A 13,159-nucleotide genomic window follows, 5' to 3' on the forward strand; every position below is an offset into this window, starting at 1 on the left:
GTCCGGGATCTTCCCGTACGCCCGCCGAGCAGCACCGCGAGGCTCAGCGCCCCCCGGCCATCAGCAGCGGAGCACCCCCGGGAGCCGAGGCCGGGACGTTCTCGCGGCCGCCCACCCCGTGCGGCAGCGGAGCCGCCGGGACGGTCGGCAGCAGCCCGCGCCGGGCCAGCTCGGGCGTGACCCCCTCGCCGAACCAGTACGCCTCCTCCAGGTGCGGATAGCCGGAGAGCACGAAGTGCTCCACGCCCAGCGCGTGGTACTCCTCGATCCGGTCCGCGACCTCCGCATGGCTGCCGACCAGCGCGGTCCCGGCCCCGCCGCGCACCAGACCGACGCCCGCCCAGAGGTTCGGCGCGATCTCCAGCTTGTCCCGCGACCCCCCGTGCAGCGCCAGCATCCGCTGCTGCCCGACCGACTCGCTCTTCCCCAGCGCCTGCTGCGCCGCCGCGATGGTGTCCTGGTCGAGGTCGCCCAGCAGCCGGTCGGCGGTCGCCCACGCCTCCCGCGAGGAGTCCCGCGAAATGGTGTGCAGCCGGATACCGAACCGGACCGTACGCCCCTGCTCCTCCGCGAGCCGGCGAATCCAGTCGATCTTCTCCTTCACCGCGGCCGGCGGCTCACCCCAGGTGAGATAGACGTCGGCGTGCGCGGCCGCGACCGGCCCGGCCGCCGCCGACGACCCGCCGAAGAAGATCTCCGGCAGCGGGTCCGGCGGCAGCGCGGTCAGCCCGCCCTCCACCTGGTAGTGCTCACCGTCGAAGTCGTACGGCTGCCCGCTCCAGGCGCCCCGTACCACCGACAGGAACTCCGCGGTGCGCGCGTACCTCCGGTCGTGGTCCAAGTGGTCCCCGAAACGCCGCTGTTCGGTCGAGTCGCCTCCGGTGACGACATTGAGCAGCAGCCGCCCCCGGGTGATCCGCTGATAGGTGGCGGCCATCTGGGCGGCCAGCACGGGTGAGATGACGCCCGGCCGGAACGCCACCAGGAACTTCAGCCGCTCGGTGTGCTGGGCGAGCGCCACCGTGGTCAGCCAGGCGTCCTCGCACCACGTACCGGTCGGGGTCAGCACCGCCTCGAAGCCCAACTGCTCGGCCGCCTTGGCGATCTGGGTCAGATACTCGATGTCCGGGGCGCGCACGCCGCTCACCGGGGTGATCCGGTCGCGCTTGATGCCGCCGTCGGTGTACGCGTGCCGGTCGACGAGCGTCCGGCCGTCGCCGCCGGTGGGCAGGAACCAGTGCAGATGGACGTTCACGAGGAGGCCTTTCCGTAGGAGCGCGGTGCGGTGGAGGAAGGGGGGAGGTCACGGTTGAACCGGGTGTCGACGTAGTCCTCGAAGTCGAACCGCCGCGGAATCAGCCTGAGTTCGGCGAAGGTGTCGGCGATCTCCTGCTCGGAGGCGATGGCCGCGGCGTCGATCGCGACGGGGACACGGGTGCCGTAGCTGAGCTTCACGGCGTCCAGCGCCACTTCGTACGGAAGCCCGGTCTCCTTCGCCCAGACCTTCGCCCACTCCTCCGGGTGCTCGAAGACCCACTTCTGGGCCCGTTCCAGCCGGACGAGCAGATCACCGATGGCCTTGGACTTCTTGGCGTTCTTGAGCGATACGGGCGAAGCGACCTGGAAACCGAGGCCGTTGACGACGCCTTCGCCGGTCGTGAGTACCCGGGCGTCCGCCGTGCGCAGAACCTGCGAGGTGTACGGATCCCAGATCGCCCAGGCGTCGACCTTGCCGCGGCTGAACGCGGCTAGCGCGTCGGCCGGCTGGAGGTAGTTCAGCTTCACGTCCTCGATCCCCAGTCCGGCCTTCTTGAGCGAGGCGACCAACTGGAAGTGGGCCGAACTGCCCTGGGCGACAGCGATCGACTTGCCCTTGAGCTGGGCGGGCTTCTTCAGCGGTGAGTCCTCGGGCACGACGATGACCTCACCGGCCGGCGAACCGTGCGTGGCGCCGACGACGGCGATGTCGGAGTCGGCCCCCGCGGCGAAGACGGGCGGCGTGTTGCCGACGCCGCCGATGTCCACGGCCCCGGCGCTCACGGCCTCCAGCAGGGGCGGTCCCGAGGTGAAGGTGGACCACTCGATGCGGTAGTCGAGGTCGTCGAGTTCTCCGGAGGCCCGCAGGATCGCCTCGTAACCCCCCTTCTGGTCACCGACGTTGAGGGTCAGGCTGCCTCTTCCGTCCGTGCTGCCGCCCGAGTCGGCGGAGGAGGCCCCGCCGCACGCGGAGAGGAGCAGGGCGAGGGGGAGGAGCAGGGCGGGCAGAGTGCGGCGCTTCATGACGGGTCTCCGTGACGGGGGTGGGGGTGCGCGGGCGATGCGCCGGGGTTTTCCGTACTCTCCTTACGGGCCTGGGTGCGGCCTGGGCCCTCGGCGCGGGCGCGGCCCACGCCCTCGACGCCCAGTTCGGCCAGCAGCCGGGAGCGCAGGTCGGCGAACCCGGGGGAGCCGACCTCGCGCGGCCGGTCCAACGCGACGGGAGTGTCGTACGCGATCCGCCCGTCGCGCATCACGAGCACCCGGTCGGCCAGCAGCAGGGCTTCGTCCACGTCATGGGTGACCAGGAGCACCGCGCAGCCGCGCCGCTGCCAGAGTTCGGCCACGAGCTGCTGGGCCTTGATCCGGGTCAGGGCGTCGAGCGCGCCGAAGGGCTCGTCGAGCAGCAGCAGATCGGGCTCGCGCACCAGGGCCCTGGCCAGCGAAGCGCGCTGGGCTTCTCCGCCGGACAGCGTCTTGGGCCACGCCCCGGCCCGCTCCGCAAGACCGACCTCCGCCAACGCCTGTTCGGCGACGGCGCGTTCGGGCTTGCCGGGCAGCCCGAGCAGCACATTGCGCCAGACCCGCTTCCAGGGCATCAGGCGAGGAGCCTGGAACGCGACGGCGCGCCGGCGGGGCACCAGGACGGTGCCCGAGATCTCCCGGTCGAGCCCGGCCAGCACTCGCAGCAGGGTCGACTTGCCGCAGCCGCTGCGTCCGAGCAGCACGGTGAACTCGCCTGCTCTCAGGGTGAGATCGAGGTCGTCGATCACCGCACGCCCGTCGAAGGCGCGGGTGAGCCCTTCGACCCGTACGGCGGCTTCAGGGTCCTCGGCGGACGTCGAGGGTCCGGGGCCGGGGCCAAGGAGGGTTTTCACTGGCCGGTGAAGGTCGGTCGCCATTGCAGCAGCAGCCTTTCGAGGATCCGGACGATGACGTCGGCGGTGAGGCCGAGGAAGGCGTACACGACGAGACAGACGACGATCACGTCGGTGCGGAAGAACTCCCGGGCCTGGTTCATCAGGAACCCGATCCCGGCGTCGGCGTTGATCGACTCACCGAAGACGAGCGCGAGCCAGGCCGTCGCCAGCGAGTAGCGCAGACCGGTCATGGCCCCGGGCAGCGCCCCCGGCAGCACCACATGCCGCACCAGTCCCCATCGCCCGAGCCCCAACGACGTACCGGCCTCGATGAGTTGGGCGTCGACGCCCCGGATCCCCGCGTACACGTTCAGATACAGGTGGAAGGCCACCCCGAGGGCGATGAGGGCCACCTTCGGCGCCTCGCCGATCCCGAGCCAGATGATGAACAGCGGGATGAGCCCCACCCAGGGCACGGTCCGCAGCATCTGTACGGTCGCGTCGACGAGGTCCTCCCCGAGCCGCGAGAGCCCCGACACGAGGGCGAGCGACGTCCCGATCACCCCGCCGAGCAGGAGCCCCACGATGACCCGCTGGAGCGAGACCCCCATCGCGGCGGGCAGCGTCCCGTCGGCCACCAGACCGGCGCCGGCCCGGGCGATGGTCCCGGGCGAGGCGAGCACATCGGCATCCAGCACCCCCGTGGCGCTGAACACCTGCCACAACGCGAGCAACAGCAAGGGCCCGACCGCTCGCCGCACCCACCGCGGAGCGGCCCGCAGCCGCGACCGGCGGACGGACGCCGGGACGACGGCCTCCAGCTCGGGCGGCGTACGCGCCGGCGCGGAGGATTTTTCCAGGGGGACCGGTACGGCGGGTGGGGGTGCATGGCTGACGGTCATGACGGCTCCAGGAAGGGACGCACGAATGAGAGCGGATCGGGAGAAGGAAGGCGAGCGGGCAGAGGGAAGGGCGAGCGGGCAGGGGGCACGGCCACGGGCACGCCGGAGCACCCCCGTACCCACGAAGCCGGGACCGACCGAAGGACGGCAGGGGCGAGGAGGGCGGAAGCAGGAGGGGGGCGCGCTCAGGGGGCGCGGGGCGGCACGGAGCCGGACGCGACTACGGCAGGGCGAGCGACGGAAAACCGTGAGGAACGCGGCTACCGAAGGAACAGCCGTACGGCCGGAAAGGGCCCGGAAGTCGCTGAGGGAACGTCAGCAGCCGCGACAACACGCGGCGGAAGCCACTCGCAGCAGGTCGATGTGACCGCGCGAAGTGAGCAGAGCTGATCGGAACATGGTGCTGAACGTAGCCACCCGGTCGGGACACGGTCAATGGCGTCTCGGAGCGTGGACGCGTCATCTCACCCCTGTGCGGTGATGATGGAGGCATGTCCGATTCCTTCACCACCACGGTCCTGAACATCACCACGGGTACGGCCGAGACCGTCACGGACCTGACGCGCGCCTGCGAGGAGTTCCTCACTCGCACCGCCCCCGGCCGCGACGGCCTGCTCAACGTCTTCGTCCCCCACGCCACGGCCGGCATCGCCGTACTGGAGACCGGCGCGGGCAGCGACGACGACCTCCTGGCCGCCCTCCACCACCTGCTCCCCGCCGACGACCGCTGGCAACACCGCCACGGCAGCCCCGGCCACGGCCGCGACCACGTACTCCCCGCCCTGGTCCCGCCCCACGCCACGCTGCCGGTGATCGGCGGCCGGCTGGAGCTGGGTACCTGGCAGTCGGTCTGCCTGGTGGACACGAACGTTTCTAAAGACAACCGTCAGGTTCGTCTGAGCTTCCTCAGCTGACCCAGATCGTTCAGCGGGGGCGTGGCCGCCGATTCTCCGTACGATGCGCGCTCGAACGGAGAAAAGAAATGCGCGGTACGGACCTCAACACGATCGAACGACCCTACGACGGATGCGGCAAGTGCCTGCTCGGAGTGCGGCGACTGTCGCGCGTGAAGCTGGCGACGTCTTCACCTGAGCGCCAGCGAGAGAACGTGCTCGCTGCCGCCGCCTCCGTTGGGGCCCACACGCGCAGCGGCCGGCCCGCGGCCGCGGCACCGCGGCGGCCGAACCTCGCACGCCTCCAGATCCGCGCAGGCGCCGCCGACGACGGGCGCCACCGTCTGCTGCACCTCTTCGACGCCGTCACCAACGGCACCAGCGCTCAGTTCGAGGGGGTCCACGTCCCGGCCGACCTCACCCTCACCGACACCGGCCGCCACGAGGTGCGCACCTGGCTGTGGAAGGTCGTCCTGGCCGACGGCACCCGCACCCTGACCACGGCCGGCCGCTGGGCGGAGGCGCCACCATTCCGGCATGAAACGACCATCCCGCCCGCGGCCGTCCTACGGGCTTCCATGCCTATCCAGCGACCTGGGTGAGTTCGAGGAGGTTGCCCTCGGGGTCGGCGACGTAAGCGAAGCTGACCTCGGGCCGAGTCTGGGCGCGGGCTGGTTCGGAAACTGTGCGGCCGCCGAGTGCGGTGACAGCGGAAAGCACGGTGTCGAGGTCATCCACGCGCACCGACCAGTGAAACCAGCCCTGAACCCTCGCTCCTTCGGTGACAGTGGAGGGCTGTGCCGGCAGCGAGCCGGTGATCTCGGTGAGTTCGAGGCACAGATTCGAAGAGCCGACGAGCATGGCGACGCGGGACAGTCCGTCCGCCAGTACGTGGGTGCCGGTGTTCGTCATGCCCAGCGCCTGGCAGTAAAAGGAGCTGACGCGGTCGAGGTCGCCGACGGACAGGCCGATATGATCGTTGAAAGCAGTCATGTCAATGTACCGTGTATCCGCCGTCGACGGGGATGATGGCGCCGGTGACGAAACTGGACTGTCCGGAACAGAGCCAGACGATCGCGTCGGCGATTTCCTGTGCCTGGGCGATCCGCCCAAGAGGGTGCTGGGCGATGCGGGCAGCCATGGTCTCCTCGGAGCGGCCGGTGGCGACGAGGGGTGTCTCGACGAGGCCTGCTGCCACGGTGTTGACCCTGATTCCCAGACCGCCGTAGTCGAGGGCCGCAGTCTTGGTCAGGCCGGCGGCGCCGTGCTTGGCCGCGACATAGCCGGCGAAGCCGGGGACGCCCACCAGGCTGGTGCCGGAGCCGACGTTGACGATGGCGCCCGACCTACGGTCCGCCATGAGAGCGAGTTCGTACTTCATGCAGAGGAACGTTCCGCGCAGATCGACGGTGAGCATGCGGTCGAACTGTGCTGTGTCGTAGTCGGCGAGCGGGCGCAGGGCGTCGCCGCCACTGACGCCGGCGCTGTTGACCGCGACGTCGAGCCGCTGCTGCTCGCCTGCGGCAACGCTCACGGCGTTCTTGACCGAGTCCTCGTCGCTCACGTCGCAGATCACCGCTTGGCCTTGGCCGCCTTCGGCGCGGATTTCATCGATCGTCTCGCGCAAAGTGGCCTCTGTGCGGCCTGCGACGCTTACGTAGGCGCCCTGTCGTGCGAGTGTCACCGCGGTGGCCCTGCCGATGCCTGTACCGCCGCCGGTGACCAGGGCTCGCAGACCGTCGAAGCGCACGGTGCTGTTCGTGCTCATGGTCTTGGCTCCTCATGTCGTTCTTACTGCTGGAGCGTGTGACGCGACGCCATGCGCGCCACTTGTCGTCCGGAGGGCTCGAATGCGACTCGCCGCTCTCGGGGCCAGCGGTGCTGCTCACTGGTCGACGCCGGTCAGTTCCACGGACAGATCCCACAGCCGGCGGGCGTTGTCGGGGTCGAGCGCGTAGTCAGCCACGCCTCGGCGTACTCCCGGGGTGTAGGAGAGCGCTTGCTGGCAGTCCTCGAAGTATGTGCCGCTTACGCCCTCGACGAGCGGCGAGGCGGCCAAGAGGACGGAGGTTGCCGCGCCCTGGGCGATGCTCTTCTCGGAAACGCCGCTCTTTCCCGACGGGTCGAAGGCGGCGGGGGGCGTGTCCATGTGCCGGCCGAGGCTAGTTCCCCAGATCCGGCCGGGGTTGAGTGCGTTCACCGCGATGCCGTCCGCCGCCCAGCGCTTGGCAGCTTCGACGGCGAACAGGATGTTCGCCGTCTTCGACTGCGCGTATGCCAGCCACGGATCGTAGGGCTCCTTGGTGAAATCAGGGTCTTCGAAGCGGACGGGGCCGTTGACGTGGCCGACCGAGCTCACGAGGACCACGCGGGCGTTGCCGGCAGCCGAGAGCGCGTCGTGAAGCTGGACGGTGAGGGCGAAGTGCCCGAGGTGGTTTGTTGCGAACTGGAGCTCACGCCCCTCAGGTGTACGCATCTCGGGGGTGGCCATGATCCCGGCGTTGGCAACCAGGATGTGCAGCGGCCCCGACCAGCTGGTCGCGAACGCCTTGACGGAGGCCGGATCAGCCAGGTCCAGCTGCGCCGCTCGCGTGTGAGGGTTGCCGGTCTGCTCAGCGATCTCCTGAGCGGCGGTGTTTCCCGCCTCCAGCGTCCGGGCCGCGATCGTCACCTGCGCGCCGGCCGAGGCCAGGGCGAGGGCGGTCTCGCGGCCGAGCCCCCCGGCTCCGCCGGTCACGAGCGCGCGTCGGCCGGTGAGGTCAGCGCCTGCCGCCACTTCCGCGGCGGTCGACTGCGCGTCGAAGTGTGTGGTGATGTGCTGTGTCATTGCTCGTTCCTTCATGAGGGGCCGGCCGCCCTGAAGCGGGGCTTGCGGAGGCTCTACTACAATGCGAACAGTAAGTGGAGTCGAGTCCACTTAGGTCTCACTATAAGTGGAGTAGGCTCCGCTTGCAAGGAGGAGTGATGTCCCGCTCATTGCGCGCCGACGCACAGGCGAACTACGACCGGTTGATGGAGGCGGCGGCCCGAGTGTTCGCGCAAGAAGGATCCGACACGTCGCTGAAGGCGGTCGCTGCCGAGGCCGGGGTCGGCATCGGCACCCTTTACCGGCGGTTTCCGACCCGCGAGGACCTCATCGAGGCGGTCTACCGCAACGAGACCGAGCGCCTGTGCGCATCGGTACCGCGACTGCTCGAGGCCAACGAGGCGGTGGCCGCACTGAAGGCGTGGATGGAGTCTTTCGTGGACTACATGCTCACCAAGCAGGGCATGGCAGACGCCCTGCCCTCCATCCTCGCCACCCGCGAAGGGCTACGTCTGCACAGCCGCGAGGGCCTGCATGAGGCGATCGCGGCGCTCATCGAGGCCGGCATAGCGGCCGAAAGCCTGCGCCGCGACGCGGTCGCCGACGATGTCCTCATGGCGCTCGGCGGGATCACCCTCATCACCGGACACGAGCGCCAGCGCGATCTAGCCTCCCGGCTGATCACCCTGCTCCTCGATGGACTGGCCCCTGACCGCGGCGCCTCGCAGGCCAAGGCGTAGTCGCACCGACCGGAAGTAGATCCCGCCATGCTCACAGACATGCCCGAGGCGGAACTCCGGCGGTACACCGGAACCGGCACCGAGCCCGCCGACTTCGACGCCTTCTGGCACCACACCCTCCAAGAGGCCCGCCGCCATCCCATCGGCCTGACGGCCCAGCCGGTCGCCACGGGCCTGACCACGATCACCACCCACGACATCACTTTCGCGGGCTGGGGAGGTCATCCCGTCCGCGGATGGCTGCACACTCCTGCCGGGACGAGTGGGGCACTGCCCGCTGTCGTGGAGTACATCGGCTACAACGGCGGCCGCGGGCTGCCCATCGAGAAGCTCCTGTGGGCCTCGGCCGGTTACGCCCACCTCGTCATGGACTCCCGGGCCCAGGGGGCGGGCTGGTCGGCCGGGGAGACCGCCGACCCCATCGGATCGGGTCCTTCGGTCGGCGGTAACGCCACCCGGGGCATCCTGTCGCCTCAGGACTACTACTATCGGCGCTTGATCACGGATGCCGTGCGCGCCGTGGACGCTGCCCAACAGCTCTCCCGCGTTGACCCGGATCGCATCGTCACCGCCGGGCACAGCCAGGGCGGTGGTCTCGCCCTGGTCGCCGCGAGTCTCGTCCCGGAGGTCGCCGGCGTCGTGGCTCGCGAGCCGTTCCTGTGCGACCTGGCCCGTGGCGCCACTCTCTGCGACGAGGCCCCGTTCGCCGACATCGCCCGCTTCCTTCGTGTCCATCCCGACAAGGAACAGCAGGTGCTGCAGACGCTGGCGTATGTCGACGCGGTCAATCACGCGCGCCGCGGCACCGCACCCGCCTGGATCTCAGTGGCCCTGATGGACACCATCTGCCCGCCCTCGGGCATCTACGCAGCCCACCACCACTGGTCCGGCCCCAAGGAGCTCAGTGTCTGGCGCTACGGCGACCACGAGGGGGGAGGTCCGCACGAGGACGTGTGCGCCCTCGAATTCGTCGCCCGTCTCCTGCGCTGAAGCAGCACTTTCAGCGTTCCCATAAGTGGAGCCGACTCCGATTGCGTGTTAGTGTTGCGGAGTCGACTCCACTTATGGATTCGGGAAGAAGGGCAGACACGTGGGTAACTCACTGGCCGGAACCGTTGCATTGGTCACCGGGGCCAGCAGCGGGATCGGGGCCGCCACCGCGCGGCGGCTCGCGCAGGAGGGCGCGTCGGTCGCGCTCGTGGCCCGCCGGGCGGATCGTCTGGCAGAGGTGGTGGCCGCCATCCAGTCGGAAGGCGGCACCGCACGGGCCATCGTCTCCGACATCACCACCGGGGCGGCCGCCCACGAGGCCGTCGAACAGGCAGTGGCCGCGTTCGGCCGCCTCGACACGGTCGTCAACAACGCCGGCGCCATGCTGATCGGTCCGTTCGCGCACGCTCCGGAAGGAGAATGGGAGCGGATGGTCGACATCAACGTGATGGGACTGCTCTACGTCACGAAAGCGGCCCTGCCCCACCTGATCAAGGCGGCCGAGCAGGAGCCCCGGCGGACCGCGGACCTGGTCAATATCAGCTCCTCGGCCGGCCGCGTCGCCCGCCCGGGCACCGCGGTGTACAACCTCACGAAGTTCGGGGTCAACGGCTTCAGCGAAGCCCTCCGCCAGGAGATGCAGCCGCTGCGTGTACGGGTCAGCGTCGTCGAACCGGGCAACGTCGACACCGAACTCGCCTCCCACACCCGCGAGGAACTGCGTGCGGGAGTCGAGGCCCAGACCCAGGCCATCGAAAGGCTCCAGCCGAAGGACATCGCCGACGCCGTCGCCTACATCGTCACCAGTGACCGTCGCGTAGCCGTCAACGAGGTGTTCGTCCGCGCCGCGGACCAGGGCTGGTAGACGCAGAGGGCGGGCACACCAGAGCAGCACCGCACCACGGGCCCACCGGCCCACGCGCCGTTGGCCCGGTTCTGTGGGGCCCCGACGCTCGCCGGGCGCCACCGAACCCGCACCGCAAGGAAACGAACCCGCCATAGCCCGTCACTGCGACATCCCGATCGCGGCCCGACTGCGCTGCCGCGGCGGGACCCCGGGTACAGATGCTGCGGGGCTGTCCCTGAGCCGCGTCCCGCTCCTAACCTCGGGCTTTCATGTGGCTGGGTGTCCGATGCGTGATTGAAAACGCGAAGAGTGCTCCTGACCTGCAACGATGGGACTTGTCTAGGGCCCAGGTCGTCGCATGAAAGAAGCACTCTTCAGGTGAAGAAGCGTATCGGGTCCTATCCGCGTGTCGTATCGAGGGCGGTGGCCGGGCGGTGGTTTCCCAGGCCGGAGGGGTGCTGCTGGTCGAGACGGTCCGCAAGAGCGGTCTGGACACCACGCTATCGGCGGCGCTCGCGCCGTGGCGGCGTCCCCGGGCGGTGCATGATCCGGGGAAGATCGCCCTGGCGGTCGCGCTGGGCGGGGACTGCCTGGCCGATGTCGCGATCTGCGGGCCGAGACGGCCGTGTTCGGGCCAGTGGCCTCCGACCCGACCGTCTCCCGGCTCATCGACAAGCTCGCCGCGGGCGGGCCGAAGGCTCTGACCGCGATCCGATCGGCGCGGGCCGAAGCGCGCGAGCGCGTATGGAAGTTGGCCGGCGCCTCATCGCCGGACACAGGCGGCTCTGTGATCGTGGACCTGGACGGGGTGCTGGTCCTGGCTCACTCCGACAAGCAGGACGCGGCTGCGACCTGGAAGAAGTCCTACGGACATCATCCGTTGGTGGGCTTCGTCGACCACGGACGCGGCGGCACCGGGGAGCCAGTGGCAGCGCTGCTACGGCCCGGGAACGCGGGCAGCAACACCGCTGCCGACCACATCACTGCCACCCAACTCGCCCTGGCGCAGATCCCGAAACGTCACCGGCGCGGCCGGTCCACACTGATTCGTACGGACTCTGCTGGCGGCACCCACGAGTTCGTCGCCTGGCTCTCGAAGCGGGGCAGGTGGCTGTCGTACTCGGTCGGGATGACCATCACCGACGCCGTTCACCAGGCCGTCGGGAAGGTTCCCGCCTCGGCCTGGACGCCCGCCGTCGAGCCCGGCGGCGAGATCCGCGACGGCGCTTGGACCGCCGAGCTCGACGGTGACCTCCTGAAGGACTGGCCGAGAGGGATGAGGCTGATCGTCCACAAGGAACGGCGACATCCAGGAGCCCAGTTGCGGTTCACCGACGCCGACGGACTGCGGCTGACCTGCTTCGCCACGAACACCCCCGACGTCGCGATCGCCACCCTGGAACTGCGGCACCGCCAGCGCGCGCGGGCCGAGGACCGTATCCGCAGCGCACGCGCCACCGGCCTGCGCAACCTGCCTCTGCACGACACCGCGCAGAACCAGATCTGGCTGGAGATCGTCCAGCTCGCCCTCGACCTGCTGGCCTGGATGCCCATGCTCGCCCTGACCGGCAAACCCCGGCTCTGGGAGCCCCGCCGTCTGCGGCTGCGACTGTTCTCCGCCGCCGCCCAGCTCGTCACCACCGGCCGCCGCCGGCACCGACGGCCCGTCACTGGCCTTGGACCGACGTGATCACAGGCGCAATCCAGCGACTCGACGCACTCCCAAGCCCCGGCTGAACAGCAGCAACAGCCCATCCCGACGAACTCGAACCGCCCACCGGGACCGTGGACCCCGGCGCCACCCGACGCGACAGCCGGGCCCTCAGCCTGCCCATCACCGACCCGACAAGCCGAAACGGACCGCCGAAGAATCCGACGGCCCGTCACGAAAGATCGAGGCTAGAAATGATTTCCGTTTCTGTTCTATCGGCAGAGTATTTCCCTGCGAAATCCGGAAAGCCGATCAATTCGCCGGTCATGGGAATCGTTGTCGTTTTCTTCTGGGTTAGTAGCTCGTTTGCGGGTGTGTGTCGGAGGGGGCATTCTTTCTCGCGGGAGTAGAAATGCCGAAGAACCATCGCCGCTCCGCCTGCGGAGGGGCCCGAATCTGTGGAGATGGGTAGCGTGGCAACATCCCTTGAGCACCGGCCTCACCCCGGACATGAGCACGTGCACGGCGAAGGCTGCGGGCACGTGGCAGTCCCCCACGACGATCACGTCGACTACGTGCACGACGGTCATTTGCACCGTGGGCACGAAGGGCACGCGGACGAATGCGACAGCGGAAACCACCACGAGCACGCCGGCCACAGCCATGCGCACGGCGAGGGCTGCGGTCATGTCGCGGTGCCCCATGGCGACCATGTCGACTACGTGCACGACGGCCACCGGCACGCGGAACACGACGGCCACTGGGACGACCACTGAGAGCCCCCGTATCCATCGGAAATGCACCCCCGGTTTTCGGAGGTGCATTTCCGTGTTCGCGTCCGAGGCTTGGGACGCGGCCGGTCAGGGCAGGCGGAGGAGGCTGAGTCGGTAGCCTTCGGCCTGGGGGAGCCTCTGCTCGGCGAGGGCGGACACCGACTGCTGGTAGGCAGTGGGCAGTTCGGCGCGCGAGCCGTCGTGGTCGCGGCTTCCCTTCATGTCCGGGAGGCGAGTCGCCCGTGGTGCAGCGGCATCTGTCGGGGGAGGACTCACGCGCTTCCCTGGGGTCCGGTCGTGGATCTCGCCCCGGCTGCGGAAGCCCCGCTGATCCCGCAGCCCTACGGCCTCGGCGTGTTCGCGGACGGGAGCTGACCGGGCGGATGGTCCGCGCGGACGAAGTACGCCGGGAAACTCCGCAGGGCCGCCCCTTCCGGGGCC

14 protein-coding genes and 2 pseudogenes are annotated in these 13,159 nt (G+C 69.6%); 7 read left to right on the forward strand and 9 right to left on the reverse strand.

The genetic code is table 11. The annotated features are described in order from the left end of the window. Nucleotides 1-43: 43 nt before the first annotated feature. The 5 genes from ACFWM7_RS26630 to ACFWM7_RS26650 all read right to left on the reverse strand — a co-directional run bounded on the left by ACFWM7_RS26630 (nucleotide 44) and on the right by ACFWM7_RS26650 (nucleotide 4,417). A complete protein-coding gene (locus ACFWM7_RS26630; protein WP_383264918.1) occupies nucleotides 44-1,255 on the reverse strand; it encodes an LLM class flavin-dependent oxidoreductase in 1,212 nt (403 codons plus the stop codon). Beyond that, on the reverse strand, nucleotides 1,252-2,280 hold the full coding sequence (locus ACFWM7_RS26635; protein ID WP_383264921.1) for an ABC transporter substrate-binding protein: 1,029 nt from the start codon (nucleotides 2,278-2,280) through the stop codon (nucleotides 1,252-1,254). The genes ACFWM7_RS26630 and ACFWM7_RS26635 overlap by 4 nt, the downstream gene beginning before the upstream one ends. Then, complete coding sequence (locus ACFWM7_RS26640) at nucleotides 2,277-3,158, reverse strand: ABC transporter ATP-binding protein (protein WP_383264923.1); 882 nt, start codon at nucleotides 3,156-3,158, stop codon at nucleotides 2,277-2,279. The genes ACFWM7_RS26635 and ACFWM7_RS26640 overlap by 4 nt, the downstream gene beginning before the upstream one ends. After that, a complete protein-coding gene (locus ACFWM7_RS26645) occupies nucleotides 3,131-4,018 on the reverse strand; it encodes an ABC transporter permease (protein ID WP_383264925.1) in 888 nt (295 codons plus the stop codon). Before ACFWM7_RS26645 ends, ACFWM7_RS26640 begins: the two co-directional genes overlap by 28 nt. A gap of 315 nt (nucleotides 4,019-4,333) precedes the next feature. Then, nucleotides 4,334-4,417 (reverse strand): putative leader peptide, encoded by an 84-nt coding sequence (locus ACFWM7_RS26650; protein WP_311307964.1) that lies wholly within the window; start codon nucleotides 4,415-4,417, stop codon nucleotides 4,334-4,336. Nucleotides 4,418-4,509: 92 nt separating this feature from the next. Here ACFWM7_RS26650 and ACFWM7_RS26655 point away from each other — a divergent pair, with 92 nt between their 5' ends. Continuing rightward, entirely contained in the window at nucleotides 4,510-4,932 is a 423-nt protein-coding gene (locus ACFWM7_RS26655) for a YjbQ family protein (RefSeq protein ID WP_098893939.1), read from the forward strand. A 143-nt stretch (nucleotides 4,933-5,075) separates the two neighbouring features. After that, nucleotides 5,076-5,435, forward strand: a pseudogene (locus ACFWM7_RS26660) (hypothetical protein); the annotation flags it as partial. 58 nt (nucleotides 5,436-5,493) lie between these two features. On the opposite strand, the gene ACFWM7_RS26665 reads toward ACFWM7_RS26660, so the two are convergent. From ACFWM7_RS26665 to ACFWM7_RS26675, 3 genes are all read right to left on the reverse strand, one after another. Next, a complete protein-coding gene (locus ACFWM7_RS26665) occupies nucleotides 5,494-5,904 on the reverse strand; it encodes a VOC family protein (protein WP_383264928.1) in 411 nt (136 codons plus the stop codon). A gap of 1 nt (nucleotide 5,905) precedes the next feature. Next, on the reverse strand, nucleotides 5,906-6,679 hold the full coding sequence (locus tag ACFWM7_RS26670) for an SDR family NAD(P)-dependent oxidoreductase (protein WP_383264930.1): 774 nt from the start codon (nucleotides 6,677-6,679) through the stop codon (nucleotides 5,906-5,908). 117 nt (nucleotides 6,680-6,796) lie between these two features. Continuing rightward, nucleotides 6,797-7,738 carry an SDR family NAD(P)-dependent oxidoreductase gene (locus ACFWM7_RS26675; RefSeq protein ID WP_383264933.1) on the reverse strand — a complete coding sequence of 314 codons (942 nt, stop codon included), beginning with the start codon at nucleotides 7,736-7,738 and terminating at the stop codon, nucleotides 6,797-6,799. Between the two features lie 137 nt (nucleotides 7,739-7,875). Here ACFWM7_RS26675 and ACFWM7_RS26680 point away from each other — a divergent pair, with 137 nt between their 5' ends. The 5 genes and pseudogenes from ACFWM7_RS26680 (at nucleotide 7,876) to ACFWM7_RS26700 (ending at nucleotide 12,721) form a co-directional block, all read left to right on the forward strand. Beyond that, entirely contained in the window at nucleotides 7,876-8,457 is a 582-nt protein-coding gene (locus ACFWM7_RS26680) for a TetR/AcrR family transcriptional regulator (RefSeq protein WP_383264936.1), read from the forward strand. Between the two features lie 39 nt (nucleotides 8,458-8,496). Continuing rightward, nucleotides 8,497-9,447 carry an acetylxylan esterase gene (locus ACFWM7_RS26685; RefSeq protein ID WP_383264939.1) on the forward strand — a complete coding sequence of 317 codons (951 nt, stop codon included), beginning with the start codon at nucleotides 8,497-8,499 and terminating at the stop codon, nucleotides 9,445-9,447. Between the two features lie 100 nt (nucleotides 9,448-9,547). Continuing rightward, entirely contained in the window at nucleotides 9,548-10,312 is a 765-nt protein-coding gene (locus ACFWM7_RS26690) for an SDR family NAD(P)-dependent oxidoreductase (RefSeq protein ID WP_383264941.1), read from the forward strand. Between the two features lie 360 nt (nucleotides 10,313-10,672). Continuing rightward, a pseudogene (locus ACFWM7_RS26695) lies at nucleotides 10,673-12,031 on the forward strand (IS1380 family transposase). 378 nt (nucleotides 12,032-12,409) lie between these two features. Then, a complete protein-coding gene (locus tag ACFWM7_RS26700; RefSeq protein WP_383264945.1) occupies nucleotides 12,410-12,721 on the forward strand; it encodes a hypothetical protein in 312 nt (103 codons plus the stop codon). A gap of 84 nt (nucleotides 12,722-12,805) precedes the next feature. On the opposite strand, the gene ACFWM7_RS26705 is transcribed toward ACFWM7_RS26700, so the two are convergent. Continuing rightward, on the reverse strand, nucleotides 12,806-12,940 hold the full coding sequence (locus ACFWM7_RS26705; RefSeq protein ID WP_383264943.1) for a hypothetical protein: 135 nt from the start codon (nucleotides 12,938-12,940) through the stop codon (nucleotides 12,806-12,808). Nucleotides 12,941-13,159 lie beyond the last annotated feature (219 nt).

The sequence above is a fragment of the Streptomyces sp. NPDC058375 genome (genome assembly GCF_042723425.1).
In the GTDB taxonomy this organism is placed as follows: domain Bacteria; phylum Actinomycetota; class Actinomycetes; order Streptomycetales; family Streptomycetaceae; genus Streptomyces; species Streptomyces durocortorensis.